Genomic DNA, 17,159 nt, shown 5'->3' with positions numbered 1-17,159 from the left:
GCTCGGGCGAACGCGCGCAGCGCGCTGACATCCCCCCGGCAGTCCGGCATCAGTAGACCATCCGCATGCACGACGTTCTGTTCGCCACCCTACAGTCGGCTGAACGCGATCGACCGGGCGCGCCGAAATGCCGAATCGGTCAAGTGCGCGCGGCGGTCGTCACGCCCGAGTCGGCCGACAGGATCCGGTTGATCTCGTCGCGCACGATCGCGCGGCAGCCGCACGACATCTTCTCGAGGCCGCCGAGATTCGCGAGCACGATCGAGCTTCGATACTGGCGGATCAGGCCGAGCTTCTGGACTTCGCCCGCCGCGTCGGTGACCGTCTCGCGCCGCACGCCGAGCATCTGCGCGAGCATGCTGTGGGTCACTTGGATCTCGATGCTGCGCGAGCGGTCGTACGCGAGCAGGAACCATCTGCACAACTGGTGCTTGAGCACATGGTGGCGGCTGCAGAACGTGATCTGCGACACCTGCGCCATCAGCAGCCGCACGCACACGAACACCAGATGGCGAATCACCGGGGACGCGTCGAACGCGCGCGCGAACACGCGCCGGTCGAGCCGATAGACGAAGCCGTCGCGGCATGCGACCGCGCGGCACGGCATGCTGCCGCTGCCGCCGATCACGTCGTCGCACACGATGCTCTCGCTGCCGATCTCGGCCACTTCCAGCGTCATGCCGCCCGACGATACGTACTGCAACGAAACGGCCGTCGTGACGGGTAGATAGACGGCGCTCAGCATTTCGCCGGGTTCGCACAGCACCTGACCGGATCTCAGGTGAACCAGCTGCAGGTGAGCGACCAGCGCCGCGCGTTCGTCGCGGTCGAGCGCCGCGATGAACCGGTTCGCGTCGAAGCTGTGGGAGAGCTCGATCATGCCGCTCGGGGCGGCGACGGCGTCATTGGCCTGAAGAGTCACGGCGCATCCTCATAGGGTGGGCAATCGACTTCGTGCCGTGTATCCGCGCGGATTCGGCACGAACGTTCGATTTCTGTTCGTCGGAATTGGAATGTCTATGGCTAAAAAAGCTAGCACGCAATTGAATTCCCTCAATTGCGTATTACGTCACTTCACAAAGTTTGACGCTTCGGACGTCGGTAAGGAACTGTCATATGGAGCCCAAGATTTGGTTATCCATAATTTGCCCGTCGCGCACGAATTGGGATGCTCGCTCCGGAATGAAGTACCGATCGTGAATCAATTGAGCGTCGCTTCGCATGCTACAGGAAAAAATATAAAAGGCGTTGAACATTGTTTGACAATTGAGATATTGACTTGAAGTTCAACAATAGAATCAATGTGTTGCGATATGTATGTGCGCTAGGTTACAAGCCCGTAAATCAAGCGATCGAATCAATTTTGAGACAGTTTCAAACGACCTTTCGAGTCGCGTGATGGCCGCCTGCGGGTCGCCCGGACATCATGGAATCAAATGAAAACGCGTCGTAAGTATTTGACCGGCAAGCCGTCGCGGAAGCGCGTCGGCCACCCGGCCGCGCGCGGCGCTTATTGATCAGTCGAATCACCTGCCGCGTCCGCGACGCGTGGGGGTGTCCGGAAATGAGACATTTTTTGAAGTTTCAGTGCGATTAATCCGTCGTTCTAATGCGGTCGTCATTCATATATTAAGGATGGACGGGTATTGGCACGTAAATCGCTTATTCGAGCGGGCGTGTCGAAACGGGATTGCCGATTTCCGGAGGCGGTGGAAAGCCGAGGGTCGATCGGAGCGAGGGTTGTGGGCCTCAACCTGCGTCGCCGTCGATGCGCATCGCGATAACGAGCTTCGCTGCCGCGGCTGCGCGCGGCGCGGACAATAAAAGGAATACAGCCATGCTTCATCTTCACTCGAGTTACTCCGCCAATGCCATTCTGGATGCGCTGCCGGAGGACACCCTTCATGCGATCGCACCGCACCTCGAACTGGTCAGGATCAAGGCCGGGATGCTCGATCGCGTCGGCGAACCGATGCGTCATCTGCACTTTCCGACGACGGCGATGATGTCGGTTCAGCACCTGATGGAGGACGGTGCGATGGTGGAGGTGGCGGTGGTCGGCCGCGAAGGCGCGGTCGGTCTCGCGACGCTCGTCGGCGGCGTGGCCGTGTCGAGCCGCGTCGAAGTGCGCGCCGCCGGCATGGCGTATCGCGTGCCGACCTGCGTGATGCGCGCGGAATTCGAACGGTCCGCGGCGACCTATCGCCTGATGCTGAACTACAGCCAGGCCACGATGGCGCAGATCTCGCGCAGCGCGCTGTGCAACCGGCATCACTCGGTCAGCGAGCAATTGAGCCGCTGGCTGCTGCTCGCGCACGACCGCATCGACGGCGACGAGCTGGCCGTCACGCAGCAGACGATCGCGAACATGCTCGGCGTGCGGCGCGAAGGCGTGACCGAAGCGGCCGGCGACCTGCAGGAAGCCGGGCTGATCCGGCAGCGCCGCGGCCGTATCACGGTGCTCGACCGCCATGGTCTCGAACATCACGCGTGCGAATGCTACGACCTGATTCGCGCCGACTATCGGCGCCTGCTCGGCACGCGCACGAATGCAACGCCCGCGCCGCTGCGCGCGCGCATGCCGGAACTGCAGAGCCGTTATCCGGCGCACGGTGCGTGACGATGCAGTCGATGTCCGGAGGAGCGAATGCGTTGCGGCGTGCCGCGATCGCGGCGGCCGACGTTGCGCTCGTGCTGGCCGGGGCGCTTGCCGCGCAGCAGGCGGCCGGCCTCGGATGGCGCGACCTGTCCGATGCGCAGCACGGCTCGATCGCGCTGTTGTGCGTGCTGACGGTCGCGTTGCTGCCGCGCTACGTGCGGACCGTGCGCAATGGGGTGGCCGTGCCGGACGGCCCGCACGTGCTCACGCGCACGGCGCTGGCGCTGGTGTGCGCGAGCGCGCTCACGGTGGCCGGCACGATGTGGCTGATGAATCGCAGCGCAACGGTGAACACCCGCTGGATCGTGCGCACGGTGCTCGCCGGCGACGCCGCCGTGCTGATCGGCCGCGCGATGCTGCTCGCGTTCGTGCTGACGCGCGACGACTCGCACGTGCACCGGCGCCGCGTCGCCGTCGTCGGTGCGACCGCATACGGGCGCGTGGCGGTCGAGCGGATGCAGCTGACGCCGGGCGGGCCGTTCGTCGCCGCATGCGTTTTCGACGACGAAGCGCCGGCCAATGCGGCAGGCATCGGCGGCGTGCCGGTGATCGGCGATTGGGATACCTTGCGCGACATGATCCGCGGCGCACGGATCGACGAGGTGTGGCTCACGCTGCCGATGTCGCATGAGTGGCGGATCCAGCGCATCGTGCGCGAGCTGCGCGACGAATTCGTGCAGTTGCGGCTGTTGCCCGACGTGCGGCAGATGGCCGTGGTCGAGCGCTCCGCGACCGACGTGCTCGGCATGCCGGCGATCAATCTGGCGACCACGCCGCGCGCCGCGCCCGAGCTGTGGGCCAAGTTCGCGTTCGACCGGCTGTTCGCGCTCGGCGTGCTGATTCCGTTGCTGCCGCTGCTGTCGGTGCTGGCGCTCGCCGTCAAGCTGTCGTCGCCCGGGCCGGTGTTGTTCAGGCAGCGCCGCAAGGGCGTCGACGGCCGCGAATTCGACATCCTCAAGTTCCGGACCATGCGCGTGCACCGCGTACAGCCGGGCGTCATCCGGCAGGCGTCGCGCCACGACGCGCGTATCACGCGCGTCGGCGCATTCCTGCGCCGCACGTCGCTCGACGAGCTCCCGCAATTCTTCAACGTGCTGTGCGGGCAGATGTCGGTCGTCGGGCCGCGTCCGCACGCGGTCGAGCACGACGACTTCTACCGGCAGCTGATCGACTGCTACATGTACCGCTATCGCGTGCGGCCCGGCATCACCGGATGGGCGCAGGTGAACGGCTATCGCGGCGAGACGCGCAAGGTCGAGGCGATGGAGGCGCGCGTGAAGTTCGATCTCTTCTACATGCAGAACTGGAGCTTCGCGTTCGACATGAAGATCATCGTGCTGACGATCGTGCGCGGCTTCATCGGCCGCAACGCATTCTGACGCCTCGAAAATCCGCCCGGAACCGCGGCGTTGTGAGAGCGAACGTACCGACCGGCGCGCGCGCGGCGCACACACTGGCCGTATAGCGGCATCCCGCCCGGCGGGATGTCCGGCGGCGCGCTGGTGCGCCGCCGCCATCGGAACAGTCACGATCATGTCAACGTCGATTCGGGAGCGCAACGGGGCCGTGCTGCAGGACGCCCGCACGGAGCGGGGCATCGGTGCGGCAGCGCATGCCGCGCGCGCGCGCGGCCTCGTCATCAACGGAAAATTCACGGCCCAGCGCATGACGGGCGTGCAGCGCACCGCGTACGAGCTGACCTGCGAGCTCGCGCGGATCACCGACGATGCGCCGTCGCTGATCGTGCCGCCCGATCACGACCCGGCCGCGTTGCCGGCCGGCGCGCGCGCGCAGCCGTCGACGCACCTGCGCGGCACGCTGTGGGAACAGTGGGCGCTGCCGCGCACGACGCGCGGCCGGACCTTGCTGAGCCTGTGCAACATCGGCCCGTTGTTCAAGCGCGATCAGCTGGTCATGATTCACGACGCGGCGATTTTCGACCTGCCCGACGGCTATTCGCTCGCGTTCCGGCTGTGGTACCGCTTCGCGTTCTGGATGATCAAGCGACGCGCGCGCCACCTCGTGACGGTGTCGCATTTCTCGCGCGCGCGGCTGGCCGCAAGGTTGCGCATATCGCCGGCGCGCGTGTCGGTCGTGCCGAATGCGGTCGATCATATCGACCGGATCGACGCCGACCCCGGCGTGCTGTCGCGATTGAACCTCGAACCCGACCGCTATGTGCTGTTCGTCGGCTCGCTCGCGCCTGGCAAGAATCTCGTGCGCGCGCTTGCCGCGATCGTGCTGATGCGCGAGTCGCACCCGACGTTGCGCTTCGTGATCGCGGGCGGCGCCAACGCGAAGATATTCGGCGTGCGAGAGGCCGGCCTGCGCGAAGACGACCCTTGTGTCACATGGGCCGGCTACGTGACAGACGGGGAACTGAAGGCGCTGTATGCGAACGCCGGCGCGTTCGTGTTTCCGTCGCTGTACGAAGGCTTCGGTTTGCCGCCGCTCGAGGCGATGCGATGCGGTTGCCCGGTCATCGCGTCACACGAGGGATCGCTGCCGGAGGTGTGCGGCGGCGCGGCGCTGTTCTGCGACGCGTATTCGCCGCCCGATATCGCGGCGGCGATCGCGTGCGTGATGGACGATGCCGAACTGCGGGATCGACTACGCGTACTGGGTCGCGAACACGCGCAGCGATACAGCTGGCAGCGCTCGGCGCGGGCTTTGCTCGAGATCCTGCGGGCGGATGCGGTGACGTGATGCAGCTGCGGTGCGGCGCGCTCGTGGGTGGATCACACGGTGCGCTGGGAATTCGCCGAGACCGATAGCCATCCGAATGATCGACGTGACGTGACGTGACGTGTTGCGTTGCGAACCGCCGAGCGTCGGCATAGAAGGCCGACGCGTTCGCCTCAGCCGTCCTCGCTCGACCGCCCGCTCGCCGGCAGCACGGCGGGCGCGCCTGCGGGGCGCGCGTCGGGCGCGGCTTGCGGGCCCGATGGCTGCACCGCGTGCTGCACCGTCGGCACGACCACGGTCGGGACGAAGACCGCGAGTGCCACCCAGACCACGACGCCGAACAGCATGACGTTCTCCCGCAGAGCCGCGGATATACCGCACATGCTGTCAATCTATGTCGCAAGTTTCTGCAGGGAATTGATTGACCTCAACGGCGGGAGCGTCATACGAATGGCGCGCATCGGCCCGTCGCCTCCGGCCCCGGTTTCCGTGCAACGCGCGCGGTTGCAGATGCAGGTCAACACGTCCGCGTTCAATGGGTTTATGCTGCGTCGAACGTCCGGCGCTTCGAGCGCCCGGGCGCACCTCCGGGCGCGGCATACGGGGCAATCCGGCCCGCCGTGACCGGCGACCGCCGCGCGACGTGCAGCGTCGCGCGGAACCCGGAACAGGAGACACGGCGATGGCGCTCGACCCCCAACAACGGCAGACGTTGCAGCAGCGGCTGACGGAAAGCGAACAGGCGTTGCGCGCGGAGATTCGGACGAGCGAGGATCAGCGCGCGTCGACCTCCTATGCGGACCTCGCCGGCGCCGCGCCGGACGAAGGAGACGAGGCCAACGCCGATCTGTTCGTCGACGTGGATCACGCACTGATCGGGATGAAGCTGGCCGAGCTGCGTGCGATCGACCGCGCGCAGCAGCGCATGCGCGACGGCAGCTACGGCGAATGCGTCGATTGCGACGCCGCGGTCGGCTATGAACGTCTGCTCGCGCGGCCGACGGCCGAGCGTTGCACGCATTGCCAGTCCGTATACGAGCGCCGTTACGCCACGACACCGCGCGCATCGCTGTGACGTCGGTGGCCGATGGCGGCGAAGAGGGCGACCGCCGGCACCCGGTTGCGTCGCCCGATTCCGCAATCAACCCAGCATGTCTTCAGCAGGGACGTACGGCAGCCCGAGCGCGAACGCGACGGCCTCGTAGGTGATGTGTCCGTCGCATACGTTCAGGCCCGCGCGCAGATGCGGGTCGTCGGTCATCGCGCGTTTCCAGCCCTTGTCGGCGAGCGCGAGCGCATGGCCGAGCGTCGCGTTGTTCAACGCGAACGTCGACGTGCGCGCGACCGCTCCCGGCATGTTCGCGACGCAGTAATGCACGACGCCGTCGACCACGAAGGTCGGCTGCGCATGCGTCGTCGCATGTGACGTCTCGAAACAGCCGCCCTGATCGATCGCGACGTCGACGACGACGGCGCCCGTGCGCATCGTCGCGATCATGTCGCGCGTGACGAGCCGCGGCGCCGACGCGCCCGGCACGAGCACCGCGCCGATCACCACGTCGGCGTCGCGCACGGCTTCTTCGACGGTGTGCGTGTTCGAGCAGACGGTCGAGATCCGGTTCGCGAACACGAGATCGAGCTGGCGCAGCCGCGCGACGTTGGTGTCGAGGACGGTGACGCGGGCGCCCATGCCGACCGCCATCTGCAATGCGCCGGTGCCCACGACGCCCGCGCCGAGCACGACCACGTGCGCGGCCGGCACGCCCGGCACACCGGCCATCAGCACGCCGCGGCCGCCACGCGGGCTCTCCAGGCAGGCGGCCGCGACCTGCATCGACATGCGCCCCGCGACCTCGCTCATCGGCGCGAGCAGCGGCAGTCCGCCGCCGACGCCGGTCACGGTTTCGTACGCGATGCAGACCGCGCCCGACTTCACGAGCGCGGCCGCCTGTTCGGGATCGGGGGCGAGGTGCAGGTACGTGTACAGCATCTGCCCGCGGCGCAGCATCGCGCATTCCGCCGGTTGCGGCTCCTTCACCTTGACGATCAGGTCGGCGCGCGCGAAGACGTCGCGCGCGTCGTCGCAGAGCGCGGCGCCGGCGGCCGCGTAGTCGTCGTCGAGCAGGCCGATCGCCGTGCCCGCACCGCGCTGCACGAGCACGCGATGGCCGTGGCGCACCAGCTCGCGTGCGCCGGCCGGAGTGAGGCCGACGCGATATTCATGGTTCTTGATTTCCTTCGGCACGCCGATCAGCATGAGTCGTCTCCATGATCTTTCGTCATCGCGGTCGTGCCGGGCGCGCGGCGGTTGCGCATGCACCGGCGCGATTGCGCGATTGCAATCAAAGGGTAGTGGTGGCCGGTGGGAAGTCAAGTGCCGGCCCCGCGCGCGCGGATGCGCACCGCATCGCAGCATGCGCGTGTCCGCGTGTCCGATTGCGACCGGACGCCACACTGCAGGCCGCGCGCGATTTCGGTATCGTCTCGGGGGCACGCGCAGGCGCGCGCGTGCGGGCAGGTCCATGCCCGACCGATACACGACCACACGACGACCAGATGAGACAGGGGACCCTACCGACATGACCGGCGCGTACTTCAGCGTGCCGACGCTTTGTGCGATCGCACTCGTTCACGTCTACTGGGCGCTCGGTGGACAGCGCGGCAAGCGCGCGGCCATTCCGGAGCAGGACGGTGTCCCGCTGTTGCGTCCGACCCGGCGCGGCACGCTCGCAGTCGCGGCGGCGCTGCTGTGCGGCGCCGGCGCGGTCGCGTCGCGCGCGGGCTGGTTGGGGCCGAAGGTTCTGCCCGGCGCGACCGCGTTCGCGATCGTTGCGTTCGCACTCATTTTCGCGGTTCGGGCGGTCGGCGATTTCCGATACGTCGGCTTCTTCAAGCGTGTCCGCGGGTCGCGCTTCGCGCGCATGGACACGCTGTGTTATTCGCCGCTTTGCGTGGCGCTGGCGCTGGCTTTCGCGTCGATGTACTGGGCGAGGTGAGCGGCGCGCGCGCCGGGTCGACCGGAGCCATCCGGCTGGCGCGCTCCTGCCTGCCGCCCGCCGTCTCGCGCTGCGGCGGCCGGCGATCGCGCCGCGCCATTTTTCAACTGTTGCGCTTCGCGATGCAATGGCATGCCTCGAACTCATTTTGCAATGGAACCGGTTCCATTTATAATGCGCAGCACGTCGCTTGCCCCTGACGAGGGCCGTGCGCGTCGCGCTTGCCGGTGGCGGGCGTGGCGTTCGAGGTAATTCGGGGGAAGGGCGATGAGGGCGGATGACGGCAATAGTCGTGCGTTTGCCCGACGATAGCCCGCGAAGAGGCCGACCATGCGCGGCGGCCCGCAGCCGGCACGCCGCGCGCGGGCATTGACGCACCGCGTGCGGCGTCCGGCCGATGCCGGACGCGCCGAGGTTCGCAGTGTTGCCAATCCAGGACGGCCGGCCGCACGCGGCATGGCTGCCGTGCCGGGCATGCCGCATGCGGAACGCGCCTTCCCGGATCTCGCCCCCAACGATCAACATCCCGACCATGTCCACGCCCACCGACAAATCCAACTCGCGGCGCCGCTTCCTGCGCACGTCGGTCGCCCTCGTGCCGATCGCCTCGGTCGCAGGCTGCGATCTGCGCTCGCCGCCATCTTCCGGCCGCCCGTCCGGCGCGGCCTCCGCGGCATCGGCGAGCGCCGAACGCGCGCCGTACAAGCCGACCTTCTTCGACGCGAAGGAGTGGGCGTTCGTCCAGGCCGCCGTCGACCGTCTGATTCCGGCCGATGCGGAAGGCCCCGGCGCGCTGGAGACTGGCGTGCCGGAGTTCATCGACCGGCAGATGGAAACGCCGTATGCGCACGGCGCGACCTGGTACATGCAGGGGCCGTTCCAGCAGGGCGTGCCCGAGCTCGGCTACCAGCTGAAGCTCGTGCCGCGCGACATCTACCGGCTCGGCATCGCGGCCGTCAACCGCTATTGCGAGAAGGCGCACGGCAAGGCCTTCGCCGATCTCGACGCGCCCACGCGCGATAGCGTGCTCGGCGCGCTCGAGAAGGGCGCGACGCCGATCGACGACGTGCCGTCCGCGGTGTTCTTCGGCCAGTTGCTGCAGAACACGCGCGAAGGGTATTTCTGCGATCCGGTGCACGGCGGCAATCGCGACATGGCCGCGTGGAAGATGATCGGTTTTCCGGGCGCGCGCGCCGACTTCATGGACTTCGTCAACCAGAACGGCAAGCCGTATCCGTACGGCCCAGTTTCGATCAACGGGGAGCGCACCTGATGGCCGCAGAACACAAGCCGCACGTCGATGCGGTGATCGTCGGCTTCGGCTGGACCGGCGCGATCCTCGCGAAGGAACTGACCGAAGCGGGGCTGAACGTGGTCGCGCTGGAGCGCGGCGAGTATCGCGACACCTATCCGGACGGCGCGTACCCGAACACGATCGACGAACTGACCTACAACGTGCGCAAGAAGCTGTTCCTCGACCTGTCGAAGACGACCGTGTCGATCCGGCACGGCGTGCAGGACACCGCGCTGCCGTACCGGCAGCTGGCGGCGTTCCTGCCGGGCGAGGGCGTCGGCGGCGCGGGGCTGCACTGGTCGGGCGTGCACTTCCGGATCACGCCCGAAGAACTGCGGCTGCGCAGCCACTACGAAGAACGCTACGGCAAGAAGTTCATCCCGGACGGGATGACGATCCAGGACACGGGCGTCAGCTACGACGAGCTCGAACCGTACTTCGATTTTGCGGAGAAGGTGTTCGGCACGTCGGGGCAGGCGTACCAGGTCGGCGGCAAGGTGGTCGGCGACGGCAACGTGTTCGAGGCGAACCGCAGCGACCACTTTCCGCTGCCCGCGCAGCTCAATACCTATTCGGCACAGCGCTTCTTCGATGCCGCGAAGTCGCTCGGGCTGCATCCGTACCGGTTGCCGTCGGCCAACACGTCGGGGCCGTACACGAACCCGTACGGCGTGCAGATGGGGCCGTGCAACTTCTGCGGCTATTGCAGCGGCTACGCGTGCTACATGTACTCGAAGGCGTCGCCGAACCTGAACATCCTGCCCGCGCTGCGGCAGACGCCGAACTTCGAGCTGCGCTCGAAGTGCCACGTGCTGCGCGTGGATCTCGACGACACGAAAAAACGCGCGACCGGCGTCACCTACGTCGATCCGGCCGGCCGCGAGATTCACCAGCCGGCGGATCTCGTGATCGTCGCGGCGTTCCAGTATCACAACGTGCACCTGCTGCTGCTGTCGGGCATCGGCAAGCCGTACGATCCGATCTCGGGCGAGGGCGTCGTCGGCCGCAATTTCGCGTATCAGAACCTGTCGACCATCAAGGCGTACTTCGACAAGGACACGTACACGAATCCGTTCGTCGGCGCGGGCGGCAACGGCGTCGCGGTGGACGACTTCAATGCGGACAACTTCGACCACGGGCCGCTCGGCTTCGTCGGCGGCTCGCCGCTGTGGGTGAACCAGGCGGGCGTGAAGCCGGTCAGCGGCATCGCGACGCCGCCCGGCACGCCGCAGTGGGGCTCGGCGTGGAAGAAGGCCGTGAAGGAAAGCTACGCGCACACGATCTCGATGGATGCGCACGGCACCAACATGTCGTACCGCGACGTCTACCTGGACCTCGATCCGACCTATCGCGACTCGTACGGCCAGCCGCTGCTGCGCATGACGTTCGACTGGAAGGACAACGACATCAGGATGGCGCAGTACGTGACCGGGCAGATGAAGAAAATCGCGGAAGCCATGGGGCCGAAGGCGATCGGCGTGTCGACGCGCGAATTCGGCAAGCACTTCGATACGCGTGCGTACCAGACCACCCATCTGGTCGGCGGCGCGATCATGGGCACCGATCCGAAGACGAGCGTGCTGAACCGCTACCTGCAGTGCTGGGACGTGCACAACGTGTTCGTGATGGGCGCGTCGGCGCTGCCGCAAGGCATCGGCTACAACCCGACCGGGATCGTCGCCGCGCTGGCCTACTGGTCGGCGCGTGCGATCCGCGAGCAGTACCTGAAAAATCCCGCCCCGCTGGTGACCGCATGAACCGCACGATGAACCCTCGCAACGCGGCGCGCCGCGTGTTTCCGCTGCGGCGCGCCGCGTTGCTCGGCGCTGCATGGGCGGCGATCGGCGTCGCGGGTGCGCCGGCTGTCGCGCAACCTGTCTCTCAATCGGTCGCGCCAGCGCCCACCGCAACCCACGCCGCGCAATCGGCGGACGCCGACCTCGTCAAGCGCGGCGCGTACCTCGCGCGCGCCGGCGACTGCGTCGCGTGCCACACCGCGAGCGGCGGCAAGCCGTTCGCAGGCGGGCTGAAATTCGACACGCCGATCGGCGCGATCTATTCGACCAACATCACGCCCGACCGGAACACGGGCGTCGGCGGCTGGACGCTCGACGACTTCGCGCGGGCAGTGCGCGAGGGCGTGCGCAAGAACGGCGACACGATGTACCCGGCGATGCCGTATCCGTCGTACTCGCGCCTGTCCGACGACGACGTGAAGGCGCTGTACGCGTACTTCATGCACGGCGTCGCGCCGGTCGAGCAGCAGAACCGCGCGGTCGACATCGTGTGGCCGCTGTCGATGCGCTGGCCGCTGGGGTTCTGGCGCAAGATGTTCGCGCCGGCGCCGAAGCCGTTCGATGCGGCGCAGTACGCCGATCCGGTCGTCGCGCGCGGCGCGTATCTCGTGCAGGGCCTCGGCCATTGCGGCGCCTGCCATACGCCGCGCGCGGCGACGATGCAGGAGCGCGCGCTGACCGACGCCGGCGGTCTGGATTTCCTGGCCGGCGGCGCGGCGATCGACGGCTGGGTGCCGACGAGCCTGCGCGGCGAGCCGCGCACCGGGCTCGGCACGTGGAGCGAGACCGAGATCGTGCGGTTCCTGAAGACCGGCCGCACGCTCCGCACCGCGGCGTTCGGCGGGATGACGGACGTGGTCGGCCACAGCATGCAGCACCTGAGCGACGACGACCTGACCGCGATCGCGCGCTATCTGAAGACGTTGCCGCCGCGCGTGCAGGGCGAGCAGCCGCACGTGTACGACGCGGCCGCCGCCACCGCGCTGCGCGCCGGCGATGCGAGCAAGCCCGGTGCGGCCGTCTATCGCGACAACTGCATGGCATGCCACCGCAGCGACGGCCACGGCTACACGCGCGTATTCCCGGCGCTGGCCGGCAACCCGGTGGTGCAGGGCGACGATCCGACGTCGCTGATTCACGTGGTGCTCGAGGGCAGCGCGCTGCAAGGCACGCATACCGCGCCGTCGACGTTCACGATGCCGCCGTTCGGCTGGCGCCTGTCGGACCAGGAAGTCGCGGACGTGTCCAACTTCGTTCGCACCAGTTGGGGCAATTCCGGCACGCCGATCACGGCCGAGCAGGTCGCGAAGCTGCGCAAGCGCGTGCCGTCGACGCGACCGGAGCCGCCGCCCGGCGCACGCTTCCCGCAGGCGTCGCGCTGACGCGCGCGGCGGTTGCGCTGCGGTTGCGCGCCGGCATTCGCCGGTATTCGCCGCCGTGCGTCGGCGTGCGTCGGCGTGCGGCGGCGACGACGGGCCGGCCGCCGCCGTTCGCAGCACCGCACTGCCACGCCGCCATGGCGCGCCAGGCCGCGAATTTTTCGCGGCGGCGCGCCATTTCCTTGTCCCATCCCGTATCCTTTGGTTTTTGAGCCTTACTAAATAGTTACAAGACCTTGGGAGAGGGGATGCCACATGACGTCAGCCTGATTGCACTGCTCGCGGCCGGTTTCGGGCTCGCGATGGTCTTCGGTTATCTCGCGTCGCTGCTCAGGATGCCGCCGCTGGTCGGCTATCTGCTCGCCGGCATCGTCATCGGCCCCGGCACGCCGGGGTTCGTCGGCGATCTGTCGCTCGCGCAGCAGCTCGCCGAAGTCGGCGTGATGCTGCTGATGTTCGGCGTCGGTCTGCACTTTTCGCTGCGCGACCTGCTCGCGGTGCGCAAGATCGCGCTGCCCGGCGCGGTCGTGCAGATCACCGTCGCGACGCTGCTCGGCGGCGCGCTCGCGCTCGCGTGGGGCTGGAGCGTCGGCGCGGCGCTGGTGTTCGGCCTCGCGCTGTCGGTGGCGAGTACGGTCGTGCTGCTGCGTGCGCTGGAAGGGCGCGGGCTCGTCGAGACGGTCAACGGGCGCATCGCGGTCGGCTGGCTCGTCGTCGAGGATCTCGTGATGGTGCTGGTGCTCGTGCTGCTGCCGCCGGTCGCGGGCCTGCTCGGCGGCACGCCGCCCGGCGATGCGCAGGTGGCGGGCGGCGGCGTCTGGAGCACGCTCGGCGTCACGATGCTGAAGGTGGCGGCGTTCATCGCGCTGATGCTCGTGGTCGGCAAGCGCGTGTTCCCGCGCATCCTGTGGCTCGTCGCGCGCACCGGGTCGCGCGAGCTGTTCACGCTGTGCATGATCGCCGCGGCGGTCGGCATCGCGTTCGGCGCCGCGAAGCTGTTCGACGTCTCGTTCGCGCTCGGCGCGTTCTTCGCCGGCATGATGATGCGCGAATCGGAATTCAGCCGGCGCGCGGCCGACGAGACGCTGCCGCTGCGCGACGCGTTTTCGGTGCTGTTCTTCATTTCGGTCGGGATGCTGTTCGACCCGAAGGTGCTGATCGAACAGCCGCTGCACGTGATCGAGGTCGCGGCGATCGTGCTGATCGGCAAGACGCTGGCGGCCGTCGCGCTGGTGATCGCGTTCCGGTATCCGCTGAACACCGCGCTCACGGTCGGCGCGGGGCTCGCGCAGATCGGCGAGTTCTCGTTCATCCTCGCGGGTCTCGGCCGTGCGCTCGGCTTGCTGTCGGCCGAGGGGCAGAGCCTGATACTCGCGGTCGCGCTGATCTCGATCGCGATGAACACGCTGCTGTTCGCGATGATCGATCCGGCGCTCGCATGGATTCGCAAGCATTCCGCGTTCGCGCGCAGGCTCGAGGCGCGCGACGATCCGCTCGCCGCGCTGCCGATGTCGACGCCGCAGACGCACCTGACCGGGCAGGTCGTGATCGTCGGCTACGGCAAGGTCGGTACGCGCATCGCGCATGCGCTGGACGAGCGCGGGATAGCGTATGTGGTGGTCGAGCAGAACCGCGAGCTCGTCGAGAAACTGCGCGCGGACGGCGTCGCGGCCGTGTCGGGCGACGCGATCGAGCCGGTGGTGCTCGTGCAGGCGCACATCGCGCGCGCGGGGATGCTGGTCGTCGCGCTGCCCGACGTGTTCGACGTGCGGCAGATCGTCGAGATTTCGCGCACGCTGAATCCGGCGCTCGAGGTCGTGTTGTGCACGAACAGCAGCGACGAGGCCGGCCTGCTGTCGAGCGAGGGCGTCGGCACGGTGTTCATGAGCGAGAGCGAACTCGCGCGCGCGATGACCGAACACGTGCTCGGCAGAATGGCCAGGCCTGCGGCGGTTGCGCATTGAGGGGCGTGGCGTTGGGCGGCGTGTGTCTTGCTGCTCGTGGCTCGCCGTTCGTAGCTCGCTGCTCGTAGCTCGTAGCTCGTGGATCGCGGATCGCGGATCGCGGATCGCGGATCGCGGATCGTGGCGAACGGCGAACGGCGAGCGGCGAAGGGCGAAGGGCGAAGGGCGAAGGGCGAAGGGCGAAGGGCGAAGGGCGAAGGGCGTGCGGCCGGGCGGCAGCACATGGCACAGGATCGTGCGGCGCGGGACGCGGGCCGTCTGCGGGCGCGGCGTCGGCAATGCGGCCAGCATCCGAAGCCCGAGCGCAACGCGTTCGACGCGGAGCGTCGCGCTGGCACGCTCTCGCCGCCGCGCCAGCCGGCTTCAGCCCGCCGCGGCGTCGGTCCGGGAGCTCACGCGCGGTCCGGCGTCCGCCGTCACCGGCGCCGTCGCTTTCCGCGCGGTTGACGTCTTCGGCGGCGCGGCCGAGTCGGCTGCCGCGGCCGTCTTTTGCCGCGCCGCTGCGCGGTTCGGCGCATTGGGTGCATCGGGCGCCGTCTCGAACGGCGCATCCGGCGGCACGCCGAGCAACTGCAGCGAGCCGCTCGTGATCGACGAGAACACCGGGCCGGCCACCGTGCCGCCGTAATAGCCCTTGCCGCGCGGCTCGTCGATCATCACCGCGACGATCAGGCGCGGGTTGCTCATCGGCGCCATCCCCGCGAACAACGCGCGATATTTCCCCTTCGCATAGCCCGTGCCCACCTGCTTGCGCGCGGTTCCGGTCTTGCCGCCGATCCGGTAGCCGTCGACGCGCGCGCGGCGCCCCGTGCCGCCCTCGCTGACGGCCAGCTCGAGCATCGAGCGGATGGCCGCCGCGGTTTGCGGCGACGTCACGCGATGGCCGCGATGCGCATCGGCCGTGTGCGGGTCGGTGCCGTTCTTCAGTAGCGACACCGGATGCAGCGTCCCGTCGCCCGCATACGCGGTGTACGTCTGCGCGATCTGCAGCAGCGACATCGACAGCCCGTAGCCGTAGGCCATCGTCGCCTGCTCGATCGGCCGCCAGCGCTTGTAGCCGCGCAGGCGGCCCGACGCGACGCCGGGGAACGTCAACTCGGGCGCACGGCCGATCCCGTACTCCTGGTACTTGTTCCAGATCGTCTCGGCGGGCAGATTCAGCGCGAGCTTTGCGAGCGCGACGTTGCTCGACTTCTGCAGCGCCTGCGCGACCGTCAGCGAGCCGTGGTTCGACGTGTCGTGGATCACGGCCGGGCCGATCCTGTAGGTGCCCGGCGACGTGTTGACGATCGTGTTCGGCGTGACCTTGCGTTCGTCGATCGACAGCGCGACGACCAGCGGCTTGATCGTCGAGCCCGGCTCGAACGTGTCGATCACCGCGCGGTTGCGCAATTGCTGACCGGTCAGCCGCGCACGGTCGTTCGGATCGAAGGTCGGGTAGTTCGCGAGCGCGAGGATCTCGCCGTTCTGCGCGTCCAGCACGACGACGCTGCCGGCCACCGCGTTGTTCTCGATCACCGCCGCCTTGAGCTGGCTGAAGGCGAGCTGCTGAATGCGCCGGTCGATCGTCAGCTCGATCGTCGCGCCGTGCTGCGCGGGCACCAGCGGGCGCGTGTCGGAGACGATGCGGCCGAGCCGGTCGCGGATCACCTCGCGCTGGCCCGACGTGCCCGACAGCCGCGCGTTGGCCGCGAGCTCGACGCCTTCCTGGCCCTTGTCCTCGACGTTCGTGAAGCCGACCACGTGCGCGGCCGATTCGCCTTCCGGATAGAAGCGCTTCGAATCGGCGATCTGCGTGATGCCGTCGAGCGCCAGCTTGTCGAGCCGGCTCGCGGTGTCGGCGTCGACCTGCCGCTTCAGCAGCACGAACGTACGATCATTGCGCAGCCGGCGCTTCACCTCGGCGAGCGGCATGTCGAGTAGCTTCGCGATCTGCGGATAGTCGATTTCGGCGACCTGCTTCGGGTTCGCCCAGATCTCGTAGGTCGACAGGCTGACGGCGAGCATCGCGCCGTTGCGATCGACGATGCGTCCGCGCATCGCATCGAGCTCGATCGTGCGCTGGTAGCGTTTCTGGCCTTCGCCGACGTAGAAGTCCTGATTCGCGACCTGCACCCAGAATGCGCGTCCGATCAGCGCGGCGAAGCCGGCGGACACCATGATCACGACGAACTTCGAGCGCCACATCGGCAAGCGCGACGCCAGCATCGGATGCTTGGTCGCGGCGGAATACGGGTCGGCGGGGTGGGTTTTCTTCTTTGCGCTCATGCAAGGGCCGGGTCGGGCCGCCGGGCGGCGGCAGGTCAGTCTGAATAATGTGATTGTAATAAATGAGTAAGCATCGCGTGGGGAAAGTGTGAGCCGCCGGCCGGCCGCTGCTGGCCGC

General features: G+C 68.0%; 13 protein-coding genes. 9 read left to right on the top strand and 4 right to left on the bottom strand.

Features of this window, described 5'->3' with window-relative positions; translation table 11 throughout:
- Positions 1–139: 139 nt before the first annotated feature.
- Positions 140–880, bottom strand: coding sequence for a Crp/Fnr family transcriptional regulator (locus C3Y15_RS16065; RefSeq protein ID WP_124259685.1), 741 nt, complete (start codon positions 878–880; stop codon positions 140–142).
- Positions 881–1,837: 957 nt separating this feature from the next.
- Here C3Y15_RS16065 and C3Y15_RS16060 point away from each other — a divergent pair.
- The 3 genes from C3Y15_RS16060 (at position 1,838) to C3Y15_RS16050 (ending at position 5,365) form a co-directional block, all read left to right on the top strand.
- On the top strand, positions 1,838–2,620 hold the full coding sequence (locus tag C3Y15_RS16060; protein ID WP_011882072.1) for a helix-turn-helix domain-containing protein: 783 nt from the start codon (positions 1,838–1,840) through the stop codon (positions 2,618–2,620).
- An 11-nt stretch (positions 2,621–2,631) separates the two neighbouring features.
- Positions 2,632–4,038 (top strand): undecaprenyl-phosphate glucose phosphotransferase, encoded by a 1,407-nt coding sequence (locus tag C3Y15_RS16055; RefSeq protein ID WP_034193551.1) that lies wholly within the window; start codon positions 2,632–2,634, stop codon positions 4,036–4,038.
- 154 nt (positions 4,039–4,192) lie between these two features.
- Complete coding sequence (locus tag C3Y15_RS16050) at positions 4,193–5,365, top strand: glycosyltransferase family 1 protein (RefSeq protein WP_069240145.1); 1,173 nt, start codon at positions 4,193–4,195, stop codon at positions 5,363–5,365.
- Between the two features lie 152 nt (positions 5,366–5,517).
- Here the strand turns inward: C3Y15_RS16050 and C3Y15_RS31755 are convergent, their stop codons facing one another.
- The gene (locus tag C3Y15_RS31755) at positions 5,518–5,691 is read right to left on the bottom strand and encodes a hypothetical protein (protein ID WP_164716064.1); all 174 of its coding nucleotides are present in this window, start codon (positions 5,689–5,691) and stop codon (positions 5,518–5,520) included.
- Positions 5,692–6,026: 335 nt separating this feature from the next.
- On the opposite strand from C3Y15_RS31755, the gene C3Y15_RS16045 reads away from it, so the two are divergent.
- The gene (locus C3Y15_RS16045; RefSeq protein WP_011882075.1) at positions 6,027–6,419 is read left to right on the top strand and encodes a TraR/DksA family transcriptional regulator; all 393 of its coding nucleotides are present in this window, start codon (positions 6,027–6,029) and stop codon (positions 6,417–6,419) included.
- Between the two features lie 66 nt (positions 6,420–6,485).
- Here C3Y15_RS16045 and ald read toward each other — a convergent pair whose 3' ends face one another.
- On the bottom strand, positions 6,486–7,601 hold the full coding sequence (gene ald / locus C3Y15_RS16040; RefSeq protein WP_046428493.1) for an alanine dehydrogenase: 1,116 nt from the start codon (positions 7,599–7,601) through the stop codon (positions 6,486–6,488).
- 322 nt (positions 7,602–7,923) lie between these two features.
- Here ald and C3Y15_RS16035 point away from each other — a divergent pair, with 322 nt between their 5' ends.
- From C3Y15_RS16035 to C3Y15_RS16015, 5 genes are all read left to right on the top strand, one after another.
- Positions 7,924–8,340: a DUF3995 domain-containing protein gene (locus C3Y15_RS16035; protein ID WP_011882077.1), complete on the top strand. Its 417-nt coding sequence runs from the start codon at positions 7,924–7,926 to the stop codon at positions 8,338–8,340.
- A 532-nt stretch (positions 8,341–8,872) separates the two neighbouring features.
- Positions 8,873–9,613 (top strand): gluconate 2-dehydrogenase subunit 3 family protein, encoded by a 741-nt coding sequence (locus tag C3Y15_RS16030; RefSeq protein WP_034193480.1) that lies wholly within the window; start codon positions 8,873–8,875, stop codon positions 9,611–9,613.
- Entirely contained in the window at positions 9,613–11,391 is a 1,779-nt protein-coding gene (locus C3Y15_RS16025; protein ID WP_059461089.1) for a GMC family oxidoreductase, read from the top strand. Before C3Y15_RS16030 ends, C3Y15_RS16025 begins: the two co-directional genes overlap by 1 nt.
- The gene (locus C3Y15_RS16020) at positions 11,388–12,812 is read left to right on the top strand and encodes a cytochrome c (RefSeq protein ID WP_045578067.1); all 1,425 of its coding nucleotides are present in this window, start codon (positions 11,388–11,390) and stop codon (positions 12,810–12,812) included. Before C3Y15_RS16025 ends, C3Y15_RS16020 begins: the two co-directional genes overlap by 4 nt.
- Positions 12,813–13,057: 245 nt before the next feature.
- Positions 13,058–14,773, top strand: a complete 1,716-nt coding sequence (locus tag C3Y15_RS16015; RefSeq protein ID WP_069246504.1) for a cation:proton antiporter — start codon at positions 13,058–13,060, stop codon at positions 14,771–14,773.
- 363 nt (positions 14,774–15,136) lie between these two features.
- On the opposite strand, the gene C3Y15_RS16005 is transcribed toward C3Y15_RS16015, so the two are convergent.
- Complete coding sequence (locus C3Y15_RS16005) at positions 15,137–17,041, bottom strand: penicillin-binding protein 2 (protein ID WP_034193483.1); 1,905 nt, start codon at positions 17,039–17,041, stop codon at positions 15,137–15,139.
- Positions 17,042–17,159: the final 118 nt, after the last annotated feature.

The organism is Burkholderia sp. B10, from assembly GCF_004368385.1.
Taxonomy (GTDB): domain Bacteria; phylum Pseudomonadota; class Gammaproteobacteria; order Burkholderiales; family Burkholderiaceae; genus Burkholderia; species Burkholderia vietnamiensis.
This window is presented reverse-complemented; position numbering and strand designations above follow the sequence as displayed.